The following is a 19,710-nucleotide window of genomic DNA, read 5'->3' on the forward strand; positions in this document are numbered from 1 at the left end:
CTGGCCGTCTCCCTGAGATCCGGGCTGTGGACGGGGGTGACCTGCGTATCGAAACAGAAATGTAGCGCAGGTCACACGGGCTCAACCTGGTGCGGACGCGGCGAGTTCGGGGTGCGCTTCGCACCAGGCGCGGCGTTCCCGGTCCAGGGCCCGGCGGGCGGTGGCGTGCTGGTCCCCGGGCGGCGGCAGCTCGTCCATGGCCTGTTCCGCGGCGACCATCCCGGCGACGAACTCGGCCCCGGCCCGGGTGAGTTGGGGTTCCTGCCGGAGGACCGGCAGGACCGCCGCGACCTGGGCCCGGCAGCGGGCGTGGCCGGCCCAGGCGGCGCGGGCCCCGTAGAGGGCGGCCCGCTGCCAGTACCCGGCCAGCGCCAGGTGGGCGTAGGCGCCGTGGAGGAGTCCCTCCAGCGGGCGGGGGTCGGTGCGCCAGGGGGCCCAGTAGCGGTGGGTGCGATCGGCGGTGTGCAGCGGGAGGACGTCGGTGAGCGCGCCCAGCTTCCCGTGCTGCACCTCGTGGACCAGGGTGGCGGCGAGGGCGGGCGGGGCCTGGCCGCGGACCAGGACGGAGCCGGCGGCGGCGGGCAGGGTGGCACCGGCCGACCGGGAGCCGCCGGCCAGCGGGACCACGGAGCGCAGCAGTGCGCCGATCTCCCCGGCCCGGGCCGTGTCGTACCGCTCCAGCAGGGTGAGCGCCCCGGCCCACTGGGTGTCCCAGCGTTTGTGGCCCTTGGGGGTGAGCCGGCGGGCGGGTCGGACGGATCCCTCGCGGCCGGGCGCCCGGTAGGGGTCGAGGTCGTCGAGGGCGGTCCGGCCGCCGGGCAGGGTGTGCAGCGGCAGTACGGCCGGGTCGGCCGGGTCCCAGGACCGCTCGCCGAGCGCGAGCGGGCCGGGGCGGTCCGGGCGCAGCAGCCCGAGGGTGGGCAGCGCGATCCGCCCGTGGGCGGGGCGCAGGGTGGCCTTGAAGGGGATTCCGGCGCGCAGGGCGGCGGCCACGGCGAGGGCGCCGAGGTGGGCGAGGTCGGCGGGCGGGCCGTCCGGTTCGTGCAGCCGCCGCAGGGTCTCCTCGGCCCAGACCCCGGTGGACGGGTAGAGGAGTACGTCGCGCACTGCTCCGGGGTGCTGCCGCTCGGCCTCCTCCAGCAGGGCCCAGTGGGCCTGGGCTTCGCCGGGGGGTGCCGCGTTCAGCACCGCGCGGAGCAGCACGAGCCGCTTGGACCAGCGGATGTCCTGCACCAGCCGGGTGCCGGCGGCGGAGGGCTCGGTGGAGGCGATGGCCCACAGGGTCTCCCGCGCCACCGCGAACCCGGGCAACGCCCCTTCTGCGGCCGGGCCGCGCGGGGCGGCGGCCTTCCGCGGCCCGGGGACCGCAGGACCGGGCTCCCCGGGCCGTTCCCGTCGCCCGGGGCCGGCCGGGGCCGCCGGGTTCGCCGGGTTCGCCGGGGCCGCCGGGGAGGTCGCCGGGCCGGGGTCCGTGGGGGGTGCGGGCGGCGGCCCGTCCACCGCGTGGCGGCCCGCCCCTTCGGCGGCGCTCACGAGGCCACCTCCCGGTCGGCGCCGGCACCGAGGGCCGCCCGGTGGACCGCGGCGGCGATGTGCCGGATGAGGAGCTGGAGGTCGGCGCAGTACACGGACGGCTGGCGGAAGCCCTCGCCGGGCCGGTAGCGGTGCGGGTAGTGGCCGCCGCCGCAGATCTCGACCAGTTCGCAGGACCGGCAGTCCGCGGCCAGCGCCTCCCGGCCCAGCTGGCGGGCGGCCAGACCGGGATGGTCGAGGAGCTCGTCGAAGCCGTGGCGGGCCAGGGTGAGCCCGGTGCCGGCCGCGCCCTCGTACGCCGACTTCAGCGAGTCGGCCTGCTCGATGCTGCCGTCCGTCTCGATCACGGCGGTGGCGGCGGGGGCGAGCCCCAGGGTTTCGTTGGCGGCGGGCAGTCCCAGCAGCAGGGCGATGATCTCCTCGAAGAGCCGGATGCGGGTGCGCCGGACCCCGCCCTGCCACCAGCGCTCGAAGACGGCGGTCAGCCAGTCCGCGTACGGGGTGGTGCCGGGGCGGGAACCGGGCGGCGGGGTGCTCCAGTTGGCCAGCGGCAGCAGCAGCCCGATCGCGGGCGGGGCGAAGGCCAGCAGGGACTCGTACGTCTCCACCGGGTCCTGGGCCGGATCGACCACGCACAGCACCCCCGCGTAGCTCTCCGGGCGCCGGGCCAGCAGCCGCAGCCCGCGCGCGGCCGCGGCGAAGCCGGGCCGTCCGGAGTGGTCCACGCGCCGCGCGTTGTGCGCGGCGAGGCCGCCGTCGAGGCTGACGCCGACCCGGATCCCGGCGGCGGCCAGCGCGTCCAGCCGGCCCCTGGTGAGCAGGGTGCCGTTGGTCTGGACGGTGGCGGTGACCCGGGTGCGGGGGGAGCGGCGGGCGAGTTCGGCGCGGATCGCGGTGACCGGGGCGGCGAGGTCGGCGGTGGGGGCGAGCAGGGGTTCCCCGCCGTGCAGCACCAGGTCGACCCGGGTGAGTGCGTGGGCGGCGGCGTGTTCGGCGATGCGGTCGGCGGCGAGGCGCACGGTGGCCGGGGCCATCACCGCGGGCCGGGTGCGCCAGCTCTGGTCGGCCATCTCGTAGACGTAGCAGTAGGTGCAGGCGAGATTGCACCGGCTGCGGGTCTTCAGGACGAACTGGCGGACCGGGTGCGGGCGGTGGCCGGCCGCGCGCAGCGCGGGGACGTCCAGCAGGGCGTACGGCCAGGGGGCGTGGCGGCGGTGTGCGGGCAGCACGGAATCCTCGGTGGTGGGGTGCCTCATCGCCTGTTCCTCCCGCTGCGGACGGTCCATCCCTGCCCTTCGGATGCGCGCGGCTAACGGCGGAAAGTGGTCAACTCCACGTGGCTGCCGCTCATATGACGCTGGAGTCGAAGGCGTTCAGGATCTCCGCCGGGTGGGTGACCCGCTCCACCATGCTTTCGATCACCTCGGCGAGCACCGGGTGGTCGATGCCGCGCAGGGCGGCCAGGTCGAACCTCGACAGGTCCGGCAGCCGGGCCGGGCAGCGCCGGCCCTCCGCGGCCGTGTCGGTGGGTGCCTGATTCCTCGTCATCATGTGTGCCCGTCCCCCCTGTTGTGTCGTACGGCTGAGCGGTCCACTCCCCTTTCCCTGGGGCCGGTCGGCGGAAACGGCCCGCTACGGGCTCTCCAGGGCCCGGATCCGGGCCCGGAGCGCCTCCCGCCGCTCCTCGCCGGACCCGCCGGAATCTCCCGGCCCGCCGATCCGCTGCCAGAGGTCGAACGCGGCCCGGTACGCGTCCAGGGCCGCCCGGGGCCGGTCCAGCCGCTCCAGCACCTCCCCCCGCAGCTCCTGCACCCGGGCCGCCAGCTGCGCGGCGGTGTCCCCGCGGTCCTCACGGTCGGCGTCCAGGGCGGCCCGCCAGGCCCGCCGGTAGGAGTCGGCGGCCCGGTCCAGCCGGTCGGCGGCCCGGGTGTGGCCGGCGATGTCCCGCTGCACGTCGCCGTGGTCCCGCCAGGCCTTCGCCCGGTCCAGCGGCCCCGGACTCATCCGCACCGCGAGTTCCAGCAGGTACTCCGCCTCGCGCAGGTCGACCAGGTCGCCCTCGTAGTCGTGCCGCAGCCGGAGCCCGGCGGCCAGCCGGCGCAGCCTGCGGCCCGCCCGGGGGTCGGACTGCGGCACCGCGGCCCGGCTCTCCCGCAGCACCCGTACCGCGGTCGAGGCGAACGGCCGCCCGTCCTCGACGCGGGCCCGCTCCAGCAGGACCTCGCCCCACTCGGGCAGCACTTCCGCGTACGCGTCCCCGTCCCGGGGGATCAGCCGCCGGGCCCTCCCGTACGCCTCGGCCGCGTCCTCCAGCGCGGCCGGGTCGGCGTCCCGCGCGTACCGCGCCCGGTGCAGCCGGGCCAGGCACACCAGCCCGGCCAGCCGCAGCGCGGGCTCCCCGGCAGCCTCCTCCAGGGCCACCGCAAGCTGCTCCCCGGCCTCCTCCAGCCGCCCGGGCAGGTGCCGCAGGGCTCCGGCGAGATCCACCCGGGCCCGCGCCCGCAGCCGCCGCCCGCCTTCGCCGCCCTCGCCCTCGTCCTCGGGCCGGGTCTCCCGTCCGCCCTCGGGCCCGGTTTCCCGTCCGGCCCCGGGCCGGGCCCCGCGTCCGGCTTCCGGTCGGGCCTCCCGTCCGGCCTCCCGTCCGCGCGAGCCCGGCGCCTCCGTACCACCCGGGGCACCCGTACCGCCCGGGGCACCCGTGCCGCCCGGCAGTGCCCGCAGCCCCGCAGCGAGCCGGTCCGCGGCCCGCTCCGCCAGCGGCGTACGGGCCGCCGGGTCGGGTTCCCGGTCCGCCAGGGCCAGCAGCACCTGCCCCAGGGCCAGTCGGAGCCGCGCCTCACCGGGAGCGGGCTCGAAGACCTCCAGCGCGGCGAGCGCCTCCCACAGCACCGCCGGGTCCCCGCGCAGCTCGTACAGCCAGGTCAGCGTCTCGGCCCGGCGGACCGCGCAGTCCACCAGCAGCTCCCGGTCCGGCAGCGGGCCCGCCCCCACCGCGCCGACCGCCCCCACCGCCGCGAACTCCCGTTCGGCGGCGGCCAGCAGGTCGGGCGTCTCCCCCGGTCCGGCCGCCCCGGCCCGTTCGTACAGCACCCGGCCCAGCATGGCCCGGCCCCGGTGGTTCCCGGTCCGGCGGGCCGTCTCCTCGGCCTCGGTCAGGAGTTCCGGGTCCCGCTGCACCGCCCACAACCGCAGCAGCGCGCCCGCCAGTTCGGACTCGGCCTCGCCGGGGGTGTCCCCGGGGCCCGGCGGAGCGGCGACCGCGCGGCGCAGCATCGCCACCGCCTCGTGCAGGGCCCGCTGGCCGGCGTCCCGGTCGTACGCGGCGAGCCGGGCCAGGGCGGCCCGTACGGCCGTGCTGCGGTCGGGCAGCGGCGGTGCGGCGGGCGGCACCGCCGGGCCGGCCGGGCCGACCCCGTCCGCGGGGCCGCCGGGCCCCGCCGGCACCGGCAGGTAGCGCCGCACCACCTTGGCCGAAACCTGCGCGAACGCCTGCGGCAGCCCGGCCGCCGAGGGCCGTACGATCGGCTGCCCGGCCGCATCGCAGGCGTCCGGCTCCGGCTCCGCCGCCGGCACCCCGGTCAGCTGGGACACCGCCAGCGCGGGGAAGTTCCGTACGCCCCGCCCGAAGTGCTGGAGCACGTACTCCGAGCAGTGCTTGAGCACCAGTGCCGCCTCGTCCCGCCCCAACGGCCCCAGCAGCACCTCCTGCACCCCGGGAACGAACTCGTACCACTCCCCCGGCGCCGGTCCGCTGCGCCGCAGCAGCCCGCCGAGCAGCACCTCCGCCAGGTCCGAGGGCTCCGAATCGGGCAGCATCGTCCGCTGCACCAGCCGCATCACCGGCAGGCTCAGCGGGGTCGCCGACAGGTACACCGCCAGCTGCACGGCCCGCGGCGAGGCCGTGGACCGGAACCGACGCACCAGTTCGCGCGGCGGCCGGGCGGCCCGCGGCGGCGGTGCGGGCGCCCCGGGATGCCCGGCCAGCACCCGGCCCACCTCGGCCGGCACCGGTCCCGAGCCGAGGCCGGCCACCAGCCGGGCCCAGGCCCCCAGGGCCCGGGCGCTCGGCGGCAGCACCGGTACGGTCAGCCCGCCCGCCGGGCGGCCGGGCAGCGGCGGCCGGTCGGCCCGGAAGCCGAGCCCGCCGACGGTCCCCTCCAGCCGGTGGAGCGTGCCCCGTTCGGTGGGCAGCCAGGTCCGCGCCCACAGCCGCTGCGGCAGCGGCTGCACGATCACCGAGGGGGTGCACTCGGTCCACCGGTGCAGCAGCTGCTGCGCCCGGCCCTCCCGCCACAGCGGCCCGGTGCAGTCGGAGACCACCATGGTGATCCCGCGCCCGGTGGGGTCCCGCAGCTGGTCCCCGGAGCGCACGCCGGTGTCCGGGGACGGGCCGCGGCCGACCGCCGGGGTGCCGTCCGCCAGCCGGTGCAGATAGTGCGCCTGCACGTCGCGGAAGGCGCCCAGCCGTTCGCACACCGCCCGCAGTTCGTCGAACATGTCCTGCCACACCGCCATCGAGGGCGACGCGTCCATCACCAGCCGTACGGTCGTCTCGCGGCGCGCCTCCGGCCGCAGCACCGGGATGATCTGGCCCAGTGCGCGGGCGCTCGCGTCGGCGGTGGCCGGCTCGTCGAGCACCAGCCGGGCGGGCGGGGCGGGCGGGCGGTGCCGCTGCAGGGCGCGCAGGGCCCGCTGGATGTCCAGGATCCGGGGCAGCGCGGCCGCGGCCGGCACCCGTACCGGTACGGCGGTGGTGCCCGGCGGCAGTTTCCCGGGGTCCGGGCCGTCCGGCCGGCCCGGTGTGTCCGGGCGGCCTGCGGCGTACAGGGTCACCGGGTCCTCTTCCGCCGGGTCCGGTGGCCGGTCCGGGTCCGGGGGGTCCGCCTCGGTGCCCGCTTCCGGCGGCTCCCGCGGGGTCCGCCGGTCCGCCGGGTCGTCCTCGGGTGCCTCCGCAGTGCCGGTACGGGCCGGGTTCCGGCCGGGGCCGGTGGTGCGGGCGGCGAGCCAGAGGGCGTCCGCGAGTTCCTCCGCGGTCAGGTCGAGCCCGCCGGTCCGCAGGACGCCGACCAGTGCACGGAGTTCAGGGACGGTCACGGCCCCTCACCTCGGGCGGTCGAGGCGTTGGATGAGCAGGTCGGCCAGGTCCTCCCGGCTGGGCGGCGCCGCGTGGTGGGTGAGGTAGATGGCGTTGAGGAGCTGGTCGGCGGCGAGGAGTTCGGTGCGGGAGCGGCTGAGGAACTCCCGGATGAGCTCGGCGCCCAGCTCGGCCGCCTCCTCGCCGAGGTGCGCCCGGACCATGGTGGCGAGCCGTTTCTCGCCGGGCTGGCCGAGCCTGAGCTGGATGCAGCGGCGCAACAGGGCGGCGGGGAACTCCCGTTCGCCGTTGCTGGTGAGGATGATGAAGGGGAAGGCGCGGCAGCGCACCCGGCCGTCGTGGACGGTGACCTTGGCCCCGTCGTCGGTGAGCACCTGCACCTCGGGCTCGTGGTCGGCGACCCGCTCCAGTTCGGGCAGCGCGAACTCGCCCTCCTCCAGGACGTTGAGGAGGTCGTTGGGCAGGTCGATGTCGCTCTTGTCGAGTTCGTCGATGAGCAGCACCCGGGGTTTCCCGGTGGGCAGCAGGGCGGTGCCCAGCGGGCCGAGCCGGATGTACTTGCCGATGCCGGGGGCGGGGGCGCCGGACCCGCCGGCCAACTGGACGTCCTGCAGCCGCGCGATGGCGTCGTACCGGTAGAGGCCCTCCTGGAGCACGGTGCGGGAGACCACCGGCCAGCGCAGCACCCGGCCGAGTTTCAGCTCGTGGGCCACGGCGTGGGCGAGGGTGGACTTGCCGGTGCCGGGGTAGCCGGTGACGAGCAGCGGCCGGCGCAGGTACAGCGCGGCGTTGACGGCTTCCAGTTCCTCGGGCTCGGGCCGGTGCAACTCGGCGGCGTGCCGGTGGGCGCCGAGCCGCCGGGCGGCGGCGCTGTCCGCCTCGGCGGCCTCGGCCCCGGGCACGGCGACGGGGCCGCCGTCGAAGTCCCGCCAGGGCGGCGGGTCGGGCAGGGCGTCGATCCCGTCATGGGGCTCACCGACACCCCGGTAGATGAGCCACTCCTCGTTCACGGCGGTTCCTTCCTCGGGTTACAGGTCCCCCTGCAGGGGCTCGTCGAACGGAAGCGGGCGCTGCGGGTCCTCCCAGACCAGGCCCATGCCGGCCGCCCAGTACGCATCGGGGTCCCGCCCGTACGCCCGCCCCCGCAGCGCCAGCAGCCGCAGCGGCAGCGGGCCGGCCCCGCCCGCCTCGGTGAGCACCTCCCGCACCCCGCGGTGGAAGGGCGCGCAGGACACCGGCGGGCCGGGCGGCAGCCGGCGGGCGACCGACACCCCGAACCCGGCCTCCCGCACCTCGTGCAGGCCGCCCAGCCGGCAGTGCACCGGGACCGTGTGGGCCGGCAGGCCGTCGAGCCAGTCGTACGAGGGGCCGCGCGGCCGGCCCCGCGCGCAGTCGGCGCGCTCGTCCTGGAGCGGGCCGGCCAGCGCCCGCGCCCAGCGGTCGTCCCGGCGGCCGCGCTCCGGCCCGGCGGGCGGCGGCGCCCCCGCGGGGTAGCGGAACACCACCGGCCGCTGCACCCCCAGCGGCACCCCGCCGGACACCGTCCACTCGTCGACGGGGAGGCCGAACAGATCGGGGTCGACGGCGACTTCGAGGAGCGCGGCCGAGTCGTGGGTGTCGCAGCGCCGGAAGCCTTCGGCCAGCGGGGCCCGTAACTCCGCGGGCAGCCGGGCCGGCCGGACCCGGACGCCCGAGTCCACCGGGGAGACGTGCTCGGGGCCGAGCAGCACCGACACCCGCCAGTCGTACACCTCTTCCCAGCGGTGCGCCCAGGCTTCCAGCAGCACGGAGGGGCCGGGCGGGAGCGTGCCATGCCCCCGGGCGGGGGCGGGCACCGGCCGGGCGACGGCCGCGCGGCGGCTCCGGGCGCGTTCCGCCAGGCCCAGCTCGCGGCGCTCGCCCAGCTCCCGGCGCAGCGGCCGCCAGAGCCGTTCGGCGGTGCCGCGGACCCAGTCCCACAGTTCCTCGTCGGCGCCGGGCGAGGGCGGCTCGCGGTGGTCGGCGGTGCTGACGTCGGTGGCGTACCGGAGCATGGCCGCGGCCTCGCTGACCACGCCGGGCGGGTCGTACAGCAGGCCGAGGCCGTCCCGCCAGGTCAGGGGTGCCTTCAGGGCCGGGTCCCGGTCCTCGCCGCGGGCGGCCTCCACCAGGAGCTGGACGGCCTCGGAGGAGGCGGGCGGCGGCAGCTCGGCGAGCAGCCCGCACAGGGTGGTGCGCTCGGCGGCGGTGAGCCGCTGCCGGCCGCCGAACAACTCCCGCTCGGCCGGCAGTTCCTCCTGCACGTCGGTCCAGGTCCGGCGGGTGTTCAGGTCGCTCATGTGCTGGTCGTAGTGGTGCAGGTCGTGGCCCTGCATCACCCGCCGGTAGAGCCCGGTCCGGCCCCGGCCGCCCATCGGCAGGTCCCGCAGCTGGGTGATCGCCACGGCCAGCCCGCCTCCGCCGCCCTGCCGCCGGGCCTTGACCACCCCGACCACCTCGCCGCGTACGAGGTCCACCACGGGCCCGCCGGACATGCCGGCCTCGACCTCGTCCTCGGCGCCGAGCCGGAGCGCGGCCTGCCGGCCGAGGGCGCCGCGCAGCCGGGTGGACCGGCCGGTGATCTCCGGATGGCCCATCTCGTCGGTGCAGCCGAAGTAGGCGACCTCCTCGAAGCGGGGCCGCGGCCGGTCGGACAGCCAGACGCAGGCGTGCGACACCGGGGCCAGGACGCGGACCAGGGCGAGGTCGGGCAGCGGCCACAGCCCGCCGGGGCGCGGCAGGCCGTCCGCTTCGGGCAGGACGCATTCGACCCGGCCGGCGACGGTCCCGGTGCTGCCGTCGTCGCCCGCGGCGAAGGTGATGCCGATCTCCCGGCCCGTGAGCCGCACCGACCCACCACCCCCTTCGCCCACCACGTGCGCGCACGTCAGGACCCAGCCGGGAGCGATGAAGAACCCGCTCCCCCAGGTGTTGCCGGCCCCTGTGTTCCCATACCCGTCCGGAGCGGCGTGGATGCGTACGGTGGCGGCCAGGACCAGGGGCTCCAGGAGCTCGAAGGCGCGCGCGGCGTCGCCCGTGCGCCCGTCCCCCATCCCCGCCCTCCCCACGCTCGGCAGGCTCGTCGGCGAATCCCCGTACCCTGCGCGTTAGAAGCAGTTCAGGCTAACTCCGCCCCCGGCCGGAGGGGAGGTCCGGGAGAAACCCGGATTATCCTGGCCGGGAATCACCCATGACCCACGGAGCCTGACTTGTACTTCACCGATCGCGGCATCGAGGAGCTGGAGAAGCGGCGCGGCGAGGAGGAGATCACTTTCGAGTGGCTCGCCGAGCAGCTCCGCACCTTCGTCGACCTGAACCCGGACTTCGAGGTCCCGGTCGAGCGACTGGCCACCTGGCTGGCCCGGCTCGACGACGAGGACGAGGACGAGGAGTAGCCCGCCCCGCCGACCACCCCGGCCCCGCAGGCAACCCCAGCCCCGCCGGCGTTTGAGGCGCGGGGGCTCGGGGGCAGCGCCCCCGCAACGGCGCCGCACGGCACCACGGCCCGCACCACCCCCGGTGCCCCGGGCCCCCGGGCGGTCGCGCACGGCGCACGCGAAGAGGCCCGGCCGGATGCACTCCGGCCGGGCCTCTTCGACGTACAGGGCGGCGGTACTACGCCAGGCGCGCGACCCCGTCGGCCCGCGCCGCGGCGGCAACCGCCTCGGCAACGGCCACGGCGACCCGCTCGTCGAACGGCGAGGGGATCACGTAGTCGGCGGCGAGCTCGTCACCCACGACACCGGCGATGGCGTCGGCCGCGGCGATCTTCATGCCCTCGGTGATCCGGGTGGCCCGGACCTTGAGGGCGCCCGCGAAGATGCCGGGGAAGGCCAGCACGTTGTTGATCTGGTTCGGGAAGTCCGAACGGCCGGTGGCCACGACCGCCGCGTACTTGTGCGCGACGTCCGGGTGGACCTCCGGGTTGGGGTTGGCCATGGCGAAGACGAAGGCGTCCTTCGCCATCGAGGCCACGGCCTCCTCCTGAACCGTCCCGCCGGAGACGCCGATGAAGACGTCGGCGCCGGCCAGGGCGCTCTCCAGGGAGCCGGTGAGGCCCGACTTGTTGGTGAGGCCGGCGATCTCCGCCTTGACGTCGGTCAGGTCGGAGCGGTCGGCGGAGACCACGCCCTTGCGGTCGGTGACGCACACGTCGCCGATGCCCGCGTCGACGAGGATCTTGGCGATGGCGATGCCCGCCGCGCCGGCGCCGGAGATGACCGCGCGCAGGTCGCCGAGGGTGCGACCGGTGAGCTTGGCGGCGTTCCGCAGTGCGGCCAGCGACACGATGGCGGTGCCGTGCTGGTCGTCGTGGAAGATCGGGATGTCCAGCTGCTCCTGCAGCCGGCGCTCGATCTCGAAGCAGCGGGGGGCGGAGATGTCCTCCAGGTTCACCCCGCCGAAGGACGGCGCGAGGCGGACGACGGTCTCGATGATCTCGTCCGTGTCCTTGGTGGCGAGCGCGATCGGAACCGCGTCGACACCGCCGAACTGCTTGAAGAGGATGGCCTTGCCCTCCATCACGGGGAGGGAGGCCTCGGGCCCGATGTCACCGAGTCCGAGCACGGCCGTGCCGTCGGTGACGACGGCGACCACGTTGGACTTCCAGGTGTACTCGTTGACGAGCTCCGGCTGCTCGGCGATGGCGGTGCACACCTTGGCCACGCCGGGCGTGTAAGCGAGGGACAGGTCGTCCTTGTTCCGGACGGGGACGGTGGCCTGCACGGCCATCTTGCCTCCCCGGTGCAGCGCGAACACTGCGTCCGGGTTGTTGTCCGTCGCGTCGGTCGCACTGTCGCTGCGAGGATTGACGATCTCCGCTGCCACTTCTGTTGGCCCCTTAAGTTCTGAATCGTTGAGGGTGGCCACTCCTGGTTAAGGGGTGGGCGGGCACCGCGTCCGTGCTCCGCATCGGCGGTTGGCCCGCCTCCGCGAAGGGGAGGTTCGTACGCGCGGGCGCGCCGCACACGCGCCCTGAGCCCCGGATGAGGGGTGTAAGGATCTGTTCTACCCGAAGAACACTCACCCAGACGAGTCGATTCCTGCTCGACCTTAAACCTCTTGTCCAGATTTCGGCAGAAAGTCCAAGAGGCTGTGCCCAATGATCGAGACGGGCCGTAGGAATCGCTGTCAAACAGCTGGGACACCGCACATACTCCGGCCGGGCCGCCCGTCTTCCGCAGTCCTGTTGGGTCCCCTCCGCGCCCGTTATCCGATTTTGACCTGACGGGCAGCCTGAATGCGTCAGTCCGAATGGCAAGATGCCCCTAATCACACAAGGGCGCGGCACTCGATGGTGCGTGCCTCGACCTCATCGGATGCTTTTCCACCTGCCGGAGGAACCAGCTCATGACCGCTCGCACCACCCGTCGTACGACCGCCGCCCGGTCCCGGATCGCCGCGGTCGGCGCGATCGCGGTCGCCGGCGCCCTGATCCTCACCGGTTGTGGCGACCAGACCGACAAGGGCACCTCGACCCCGTCGGGCCAGGCGAACAACAGCGCGCCGCTCTTCTCGAAGCTTCCGAAGAAGATCCAGGACGCGGGTGTGATCAAGGTCGGTACGGACGCGACCTACGCCCCGATGGAGTTCACCGAGGGCGGCAAGATCGTCGGTGTCGACCCCGACATCGCGGCGGCACTGAGCAAGCAGCTCGGCGTGACGTTCAAGTTCGAGTCCGGCACCTTCGATGCCCTGCTCACGGGCATGGCGGCGGGCCGCAGCGACGTGGTCATGTCCTCGCTGACCGACACCAAGGCCCGCCAGGAGGGTCTGGACGACAAGGGCCAGAAGACCGGTACCGGCGTCGACTTCGTCGACTACTTCTCCGCCTCCACCGGCATCCTGGTCAAGAAGGGCAACCCCGAGGGCATCAAGACCCTCGATGACCTGTGCGGCAAGACGGTCGCCGTCCAGCGCGGCACCACCTACGAGCAGTCCGCCAAGGACCAGTCCGAGAAGTGCAAGAAGGACGGCAAGGGCGAGCTCAAGATCGAGTCCTTCCCGACCGACGCCGAGGCCCAGACCCGCGTGAAGGCCGGCGGCGCGGTCGCCGACCTGAACGACTCCCCGGTCGCCGCGTACATCGCGAAGACCGCGGGCGGCGGCAACGACTTCGAGGCCATCGCCAACCCGACCGACGCCGGCCTGTTCGGCATCGCCGTGGACAAGAAGAACACCGAGCTGCGCGACGCCCTCAAGGCCGCCCTCGACGCGACCATCAAGGACGGCACCTACAAGGCCGCCCTCGACAAGTGGAACGCCGGCTCCGGCGCCGTGACCGAGGCCAAGGTCAACGCCGGTCAGTGACCTCCCCCGGAGCGCTCCCTCATGCGCTCCGAAGTTCAAGCAGCACTGAAGGGCAGTCACTGTGACTGACAAGCTCGACAAGGTCCCGGGCCCGGCGGACAACCCGCCGGCCGGGGCCGTCCCCCCAGAGATGATCCGCGCCATCCCGGTGCGCCACTACGGCCGCTGGATCAGTGCCGCCGTCGTCCTCGGCCTGCTCGGGGCGCTCGGTTACGCCTTCTCGCAGGGCAAGGTCCGCTGGGCCACGGTGCCGGAGAAGCTCTTCGACCCGACCATCCTGAAGGGTCTGGGCAACACCGTCTGGATCAGCGTCACCGCGATGGCGCTGGGCCTGGCGCTGGGTGTCCTGTTCGCCGTGATGCGGCTCTCGAAGAACCCGGTGACCAGCACCATCGCGTGGCTGTACATCTGGTTCTTCCGGGGCACCCCGGTGTACGTCCAGCTCCTCATCTGGTTCAACCTCCCCCTGATCTTCGAATTCATCAACCTCGGGTTCTACCGGGACGAGATGAAGGACGTGATGACGCCCTTCCTGGCCGCCCTCCTGGGTCTCGGCCTCAACGAGGGCGCGTACATGGCGGAGATCGTCCGGGCCGGCATCCAGTCGGTCGACGAGGGACAGACCGAGGCGTCGCACGCCCTGGGCATGAAGCAGAGTCAGACCATGCGCCGGATCGTGCTCCCGCAGGCCATGCGGGTGATCGTCCCGCCGACGGGCAACGAGTTCATCAACATGCTCAAGACCTCGTCGCTGGTGGTCGCCGTGCAGTACCCCGAGCTGCTGCGGGCGGCCCAGGACATCGCCTCCACGTCGTTCGCGGTGATGGAGATGTTCTTCGTGGCCTCCATCTGGTATCTGGTGCTGACCAGCGTCTTCTCGGTCGGCCAGTACTACCTGGAACGCCGCTACGCGCGCGGTGCGCTGCGCTCGCTGCCGGCGACCCCGCTGCAGAAGATCAAGACGAACCTCAAGTCCCTCTCCAACTGGCGGCGGTGATCCACATGACTGCTACGGCAATGGTGAAGGCCGAGGGCGTCCACAAGTCCTACGGCGCCGCTCACATCCTCAAGGGCATCGACCTGGAGGTCGCCCCCCGTGAGGTCTTCTGCCTGGTCGGCCCGTCCGGCTCCGGCAAGTCGACCTTCCTGCGGTGCATCAACCACCTCGAGAAGATCAACGGTGGCCGGCTGTACGTCGACGGGGAGCTCGTCGGCTACCGCCAGAAGGGCGACAAGCTGTACGAGCTGAAGGACAGCGAGGTCGCGGCCCAGCGCCGGGACATCGGCATGGTCTTCCAGCGGTTCAACCTGTTCCCGCACATGACGGCCATCGAGAACGTCATGGAAGCCCCCGTCATGGTGAAGGGCGAGAGCAAGTCGGTGGCGCGCGAGCGTGCCGTCCGGCTGCTCGACCGGGTGGGCCTGGGCGACAAGGGCGGCAACTACCCGTCCCAGCTCTCCGGCGGCCAGCAGCAGCGCGTGGCGATCGCCCGCGCGCTGGCCATGGAGCCCAAGCTGATGCTCTTCGACGAGCCCACCTCGGCGCTCGACCCGGAGCTGGTGGGTGACGTCCTGGACGTCATGCGCGGTCTGGCCGAGGACGGCATGACCATGATCGTGGTGACCCACGAGATGGGCTTCGCCCGCGAGGTCGGCGACAACCTGGTCTTCATGGACGGCGGTGTCGTGGTCGAGTCGGGCCACCCGCGTGAGGTCCTGACGAACCCGCAGCACGACCGGACGAAGGCGTTCCTGTCCAAGGTGCTTTGACTGGGATCCCGGCCAACGGGCACCCCATCGGGCCGAGGCTCCGCCGCTTTTGCGCGGCGGAGCCTCGGCCCTTTGCGCATACGTCCGGCGTCGTCGCCGGACGAAAAGCTCTGAAGAAGCTCAAGTTTGCGCGGAACCGAGGCAACCGAGGCACGGCCCTCCTAGCGTGAGGTCGAACATCTTGCCGACTCGGCAAGGAACCTTGGAGGTTTCGTTGCATCGATTAGTTCACACGGCTGCACGGAGTATCGGCGTCGCCGGAATGGTGGTGGCATCCGTGATGACGGGGTCCAGCGCCCAGGCAGCCAGCGGCGGCGGCTGCGGCACGTATTACGAAGGGGCCGGCCGCCAGTACGTCAAGATCAAGACCTGCATCAGCGCACCCGGGTGGGGCGTGGGGCGCCCCGACGCGTACATCAGCCTCGCGTCCGGGCACCCTGCCTGCAACATAGCCATTCGGGCGGTCCGGACGGGCAACTCGCAGGTCGTGTCGAACAAGGTGCACCCGTGCCCGTCGGGGGCCATAAACGACATGCGGTTCACGGCTCCCGACTTCTACGACAGCACGCCTCAGACAGGTGAGGCGTACGCCACCTACACTCAGATCAACTGGATCTCCTCCGGAACGTGGACGCTGCCGTACCGCAGCCCGTGGCTGATGCTCCCGTAAACCCGGGAGACGCAAGGGGTGGCGACGCCATGCGGCGTCGCCACCCCTTGCGCATGCCCACGGTCCGGTCACCTGACGGCCAGCAGCAGCGCGTGGCGATCGCCCATGCGCTGGCCATGGAGCCCAACCTGATGCTCTTCGACGAGCCCACCTCGGCGCTCGACCCGGAACTGGTGGGCGACGTCCTGGACGTCATGCGCGGTCTGGCCGAGGACGGCATGACCATAGTCGTGGCCAGGCACGAGATGGGTTTCGCCCGCGAGGTCGGCGACAACCTCCTCTTCATGGACGGCGGCGTGGTCGTCGAATCCGGCCACCCACGCGATGTGCTGGGCAACCCGCAGCACGACCGGACGAAGGCGTTCCTGTCCAGGGTGCTGTAAACGAGCCTCTACCTCTTCTCGAACCGCAAGGGGGTATCTGCCTGATGACTGCCATGTTGACGTCCTCCCCTTCTTCAAGGAGGGGATTCCTGGCTCATGCAGCCTGCCGGACCGGCGGTCCGTCAGGTCTTCCGCAATCAGCGCCAGCCGGAATGAGACCAGCCCGGACGAGCATCACGCGGGCGGAGTTCTTGTCCCGTGGGGTCACGGCTCCGCACGCGGTGCAGGTGTAGGTGCGCATCCCCAGCGGCAGTGCGTGCTTGGCTCTCGCTCCGCAGTGCGCGCAGTCCATCGTGGTGTATGCGGGGTGGACCAGGTGCACGGTACGCCCGTGCTTGCGGCCCATCTCGATCAGGGCCGTCTTCGTGGCGCCGATGGCGGCGTCAGCGGCCTTCTTGGCCATGGTGGTCTTGGCGAGGAACTTCGGACGGAAGTCCTCCACCGCAAGGTGGTCGTAATCACGGACCACGGATTTGGCCCACTTGCGGGCGGTGTCCTGCCGCTGCCGGGCAACCTTCTTGTGCAGCTTCGTGGCCTGCTTCCTCGCCGCCTTGTAGCCGCACGATCCAGCCTGTCCCTTCTTCGGTCTCCGGCGCACCATCATCCGCTGGTAGCGGGCAAGCTTCGCGGCGGCCGTCTTGCCGCGCCCGGCGTGCGGCAGGTCGTGGATATCGCTGGTGGTGGTGGCGGTCTCCCTCACACCCCAGTCGATCCCGATCACGCAGCCCGTCTCGGGCAGCGGCTGCACCTCGACAGGAACGACGAAGGAGGCGTACCAGTGGCCGAGACTGTCCCGGAAGACCCGCACCGACGACGGAACGGCAGTCAGATCCCTCGACCACACCACCGTCAGAACAATCCCCGACGCCAGGTGCAGCTTGCCGTCCCTGAGGCGGAAACCGCGCTGCGTGTAGTTGAGCGTCGGCAGCGCCTCGCGCTTCTTCTTCCACTTGGGCATCCCTGCCCGCCGGGCCATAGGCAAGCGGTCCTTGATGTCCTTGATGGCTTTGGCGCGGGCCTTGCCGAAGTCCCGGATGCTCTGCTGCTGCACAACGCTGCTGCCCTCACGCAGCCAGGCCATGCGGGCGCGTGCCTCGGTCAGCATCCTGTCCAGGGCCGCCGGACCGCACTTCTCCCCATCGCGGTGGGCCTTCTTGGACCGAGCAACGCACTCGTTCCACACCCACCGGCACCGCTCCCACTCACCCAGCAGGGCCAAGTGCGCGATGGACGACACGCGAAGCCGATAGGTATACCGGGCGCGCCCGGCCCCCTCACCGTTCTCCGATGTCGTCATGGCGCGACCGTAAACGTTGCTTCTGCGCGTCTCCCCCGGATTCCTTGACAGTCACTCGAACGAGCGACCGAACGACCTCGGCTTAGCCGTGGCGGTAGCCAAACCATCAGGCCGGGGCGGTACGGGGTTCCCGTACCGCCCCTTCGCCGTGCCGGGCGGGAGTTGCTACTTCCGCCCCAGGACCAGGGCGTCCGAGGGGGACCGCCAGACGGTGCGGGCCTCGCCGAAGCCCGCCTCGCGCAGGGTGCGGGCGTGCCAGGCCTCGTCCGGGGTGTCGCCGTCGGCGTGCTCGCCGTAGATCTCGTACCGGCGCGCGGTCGGCTCGGCGAGGACCGGGTCCTTCGCGCACAGCGCCCACCAGTCGGCCCAGTCCAGGGCCCCCTCGGCGCGGGCCCGGTCCATGGCGGCGTGCCGGTGTGCGCGCTCGGCGGCGTTGATGGCCGGGGTGGCCGGGTCGGGCATGTGGTCGGCGTTCATGAACACCCCGCCGGGCCGGACCAGCGGCGCGAGCTGCCCGTAGAGGACGGCGAGCCGGTCGCTGTGCAGCCAGTGCAGGGCGGTGGCGGTGAGCACGGCGTCGTAGGAGTCGTACGGCAGGGCCGATACCCAGTCGGGGTCCTTGAGGTCGGCGGTGACCAAGGTGACCCGCGGGTCGCCCGCGAAGTAGCCCTCGGCGATGGTCAGCAGCGCCGGGTCTAGGTCGACACCCGTACTGGTGGAATCGGGGAACCGCTTGAGGAGCCTGTCCGTAATACTTCCCGTACCGCACGCGAGGTCCAGGACCCGGGGGGCCGGGCCGACCAGTGCCTCGACCATGTCCAGCATCACCCGGAACCGCTCCTCGCGGTCGGGCATGTACCACTCCTGCTGGCGGTCCCAGCTGTTCTGCCAGGCCTGCCAGTCCGTATCGACGGTCATCCCCACACCCTCCGCGCGTAATACCCTCGAACCCAAGCCATCCGTTACCTCGCCACCCTAGATCGCAGCCGTAAGGACTACAAGTGGAACTGGCCCATTACTCGGACTACGCCGTGCGCCTGGTCAACACCGAGGAGCCGGCCCGCAACAAGGACTCGCTCACGTCGGTGGACGCGGTCCGCGGCCTCTTCGGCCCCAACGTGCAGATGGCCCGCCGGGCCACCGACGCGGACGTGACCCGGTTCCGCAACGTCCGCGGCCGGCTGCGGTCCGTCTTCGAGGCCGCCGACTCCGGCGACCACGTGCTCGCCGTCGACCTGCTGAACTCGCTGCTGATGGAGTATCCGGTCAGTCCGCAGATCTCCGGGCACGAGACCCTCGGCGAGGACGGCGAACCCAACTGGCACCTGCACCTCGCCGACCACCCGTCGAACGCCACCGCCGGCTATGCCGCCATCGCCTGCATGGGCCTGGCCTTCCACCTGACGGAGTACGGGGCCGACCGGCTCGGCGTGTGCCAGGCGGCGCCCTGCCGCAACGCCTACCTCGACACCTCCACCAACCGCTCCCGGCGCTACTGCTCCGACCGGTGCGCCACCCGCGCCAACGTGGCCGCCTACCGGGCCCGCAAGCGCCTGGAGGCCGAGGCGTCGGCCGGCAGCGGCCGCACCGCCGTCGCCGCCCAGGAGAGCCGGGCCACCAGCGACCGCTGATCCTTGCCGCGCGGCCGCAGCCGCAGCAGCCCGGTCGCGAGGACCATCTCCTCGGGCACGGCCCCGTAGTCGGTGCTGTCGCCCGGCGGCACGGCGTACGGATTGTCTCCGAGCACCCACCAGCCGCCGGGCCGGCGCTCCACGGCCCGCTTGACCACCAGCAGGTCCTGCTGGAACGGATGCCGCAGCACCACGACCGCACCCGGCCGGACGGGGGCCCCGTACCGGACCAGCAGCCGGTCCCCGTCCTCCAGCGTCGGCGCCATCGACGGGCCGGTCACCTCCGCCACTCCGATCCGCCCGCGTGTCTGGCTGTTCCCCGGCATCTGTGCTCCTCCTCGCCCTTCCGCTCGCGTCCGTACATTCGCTCACGCAGTCCATCCTGAGCCTGGACTTTTGTCCTAAGCCCCTGGGGGCGCCCGCGAAATCCGCATTCCCACGGAGTAATCTCCCCTCTTGAGAAGACGATCACGAGGAGGACCGCCCCCATGCTTTCCCGCTTCTTCGCCCCCAAGGTGAAGGTCAGCGCCCACTGCGACCTGCCGTGCGGCGTGTACGACCCGGCCCAGGCCCGTATCGAGGCCGAGTCGGTCAAGGGCTGCCAGGAGAAGTACCAGGCCAACACGGACCAGGACTTCCGCACCCGCGCGCTGGTCATCAAGGAGCAGCGCGCCGAGATCGCCAAGCACCACATCTCGGTGCTGTGGAGCGACTACTTCAAGCCGCCGCACTTCGAGAAGTACCCGGAGCTCCACCAGCTGGTCAACGACACCCTGAAGGCCCTGTCGGCCGCCAAGGCGTCGAACGACCCGGCGACCGGCCAGAAGGCCCTGGACCTGATCGCGGAGATCGACCGCATCTTCTGGGAGACCAAGCAGGCCTGATCCGCCCGCAGCACCACCGGAGGGGCCCGTCCGCAGCAGCGGACGGGCCCCTCTGCGCGATCCGTGTGCCCCGCTGTCCCCTTGTCGCCTTACGCCGTTCACCCCGGGCTGCTGGGATGC

General features: G+C 73.0%; 17 protein-coding genes and 1 pseudogene. 8 read left to right on the plus strand and 10 right to left on the minus strand.

Annotated elements, in window-relative coordinates:
* Window positions 1-81: 81 nt before the first annotated feature.
* From AB0447_RS03895 to AB0447_RS03920, 6 genes are all read right to left on the minus strand, one after another.
* Window positions 82-1,533 (minus strand): HEXXH motif domain-containing protein, encoded by a 1,452-nt coding sequence (locus AB0447_RS03895; protein WP_366474840.1) that lies wholly within the window; start codon window positions 1,531-1,533, stop codon window positions 82-84.
* Window positions 1,530-2,789 carry an FxsB family cyclophane-forming radical SAM/SPASM peptide maturase gene (locus AB0447_RS03900; RefSeq protein WP_366474841.1) on the minus strand — a complete coding sequence of 420 codons (1,260 nt, stop codon included), beginning with the start codon at window positions 2,787-2,789 and terminating at the stop codon, window positions 1,530-1,532. Before AB0447_RS03900 ends, AB0447_RS03895 begins: the two co-directional genes overlap by 4 nt.
* A gap of 91 nt (window positions 2,790-2,880) precedes the next feature.
* Window positions 2,881-3,084, minus strand: a complete 204-nt coding sequence (gene fxsA / locus AB0447_RS03905; protein ID WP_366474842.1) for an FxSxx-COOH cyclophane-containing RiPP peptide — start codon at window positions 3,082-3,084, stop codon at window positions 2,881-2,883.
* Between the two features lie 81 nt (window positions 3,085-3,165).
* Complete coding sequence (locus AB0447_RS03910) at window positions 3,166-6,627, minus strand: SAV_2336 N-terminal domain-related protein (protein ID WP_366474843.1); 3,462 nt, start codon at window positions 6,625-6,627, stop codon at window positions 3,166-3,168.
* A 6-nt stretch (window positions 6,628-6,633) separates the two neighbouring features.
* Window positions 6,634-7,638, minus strand: a complete 1,005-nt coding sequence (locus AB0447_RS03915; protein ID WP_366474844.1) for a MoxR family ATPase — start codon at window positions 7,636-7,638, stop codon at window positions 6,634-6,636.
* Window positions 7,639-7,656: 18 nt separating this feature from the next.
* Window positions 7,657-9,699 carry a trypsin-like peptidase domain-containing protein gene (locus tag AB0447_RS03920; RefSeq protein WP_366474845.1) on the minus strand — a complete coding sequence of 681 codons (2,043 nt, stop codon included), beginning with the start codon at window positions 9,697-9,699 and terminating at the stop codon, window positions 7,657-7,659.
* Window positions 9,700-9,855: 156 nt separating this feature from the next.
* Between AB0447_RS03920 and AB0447_RS03925 the strand changes: the two genes are divergently transcribed.
* The gene (locus tag AB0447_RS03925; protein WP_366474846.1) at window positions 9,856-10,041 is read left to right on the plus strand and encodes a DUF6104 family protein; all 186 of its coding nucleotides are present in this window, start codon (window positions 9,856-9,858) and stop codon (window positions 10,039-10,041) included.
* A 220-nt stretch (window positions 10,042-10,261) separates the two neighbouring features.
* Here AB0447_RS03925 and AB0447_RS03930 read toward each other — a convergent pair whose 3' ends face one another.
* On the minus strand, window positions 10,262-11,473 hold the full coding sequence (locus AB0447_RS03930) for an NADP-dependent malic enzyme (RefSeq protein ID WP_366474847.1): 1,212 nt from the start codon (window positions 11,471-11,473) through the stop codon (window positions 10,262-10,264).
* 522 nt (window positions 11,474-11,995) lie between these two features.
* On the opposite strand from AB0447_RS03930, the gene AB0447_RS03935 reads away from it, so the two are divergent.
* The 5 genes and pseudogenes from AB0447_RS03935 to AB0447_RS03955 all read left to right on the plus strand — a co-directional run.
* The gene (locus AB0447_RS03935) at window positions 11,996-12,955 is read left to right on the plus strand and encodes an ABC transporter substrate-binding protein (RefSeq protein WP_366474848.1); all 960 of its coding nucleotides are present in this window, start codon (window positions 11,996-11,998) and stop codon (window positions 12,953-12,955) included.
* A 61-nt stretch (window positions 12,956-13,016) separates the two neighbouring features.
* Window positions 13,017-13,952 (plus strand): amino acid ABC transporter permease, encoded by a 936-nt coding sequence (locus AB0447_RS03940; RefSeq protein ID WP_366474849.1) that lies wholly within the window; start codon window positions 13,017-13,019, stop codon window positions 13,950-13,952.
* A 5-nt stretch (window positions 13,953-13,957) separates the two neighbouring features.
* Window positions 13,958-14,725 carry an amino acid ABC transporter ATP-binding protein gene (locus AB0447_RS03945; protein ID WP_366474850.1) on the plus strand — a complete coding sequence of 256 codons (768 nt, stop codon included), beginning with the start codon at window positions 13,958-13,960 and terminating at the stop codon, window positions 14,723-14,725.
* A gap of 280 nt (window positions 14,726-15,005) precedes the next feature.
* Window positions 15,006-15,395 (plus strand): hypothetical protein, encoded by a 390-nt coding sequence (locus tag AB0447_RS03950; protein WP_366474851.1) that lies wholly within the window; start codon window positions 15,006-15,008, stop codon window positions 15,393-15,395.
* Window positions 15,396-15,472: 77 nt separating this feature from the next.
* A pseudogene (locus tag AB0447_RS03955) lies at window positions 15,473-15,778 on the plus strand (ATP-binding cassette domain-containing protein); the annotation flags it as partial.
* Between the two features lie 94 nt (window positions 15,779-15,872).
* Here AB0447_RS03955 and AB0447_RS03960 read toward each other — a convergent pair.
* Window positions 15,873-17,075 (minus strand): transposase, encoded by a 1,203-nt coding sequence (locus AB0447_RS03960; protein ID WP_366474852.1) that lies wholly within the window; start codon window positions 17,073-17,075, stop codon window positions 15,873-15,875.
* A 165-nt stretch (window positions 17,076-17,240) separates the two neighbouring features.
* Window positions 17,241-17,993 carry a class I SAM-dependent methyltransferase gene (locus AB0447_RS03965; RefSeq protein WP_366474853.1) on the minus strand — a complete coding sequence of 251 codons (753 nt, stop codon included), beginning with the start codon at window positions 17,991-17,993 and terminating at the stop codon, window positions 17,241-17,243.
* Between the two features lie 83 nt (window positions 17,994-18,076).
* On the opposite strand from AB0447_RS03965, the gene AB0447_RS03970 reads away from it, so the two are divergent.
* A complete protein-coding gene (locus AB0447_RS03970) occupies window positions 18,077-18,706 on the plus strand; it encodes a CGNR zinc finger domain-containing protein (RefSeq protein ID WP_366474854.1) in 630 nt (209 codons plus the stop codon).
* Here the strand turns inward: AB0447_RS03970 and sodX are convergent.
* On the minus strand, window positions 18,610-19,032 hold the full coding sequence (gene sodX / locus AB0447_RS03975) for a nickel-type superoxide dismutase maturation protease (protein ID WP_366474855.1): 423 nt from the start codon (window positions 19,030-19,032) through the stop codon (window positions 18,610-18,612). The genes AB0447_RS03970 and sodX overlap by 97 nt on opposite strands.
* A gap of 162 nt (window positions 19,033-19,194) precedes the next feature.
* Between sodX and sodN the strand changes: the two genes are divergently transcribed.
* The gene (sodN, locus tag AB0447_RS03980) at window positions 19,195-19,590 is read left to right on the plus strand and encodes a superoxide dismutase, Ni (protein WP_366474856.1); all 396 of its coding nucleotides are present in this window, start codon (window positions 19,195-19,197) and stop codon (window positions 19,588-19,590) included.
* Window positions 19,591-19,710: the final 120 nt, after the last annotated feature.

The sequence above is a fragment of the Streptomyces sp. NPDC051211 genome (genome assembly GCF_040689505.1).
Taxonomy (GTDB): Bacteria; Actinomycetota; Actinomycetes; order Streptomycetales; family Streptomycetaceae; genus Streptomyces.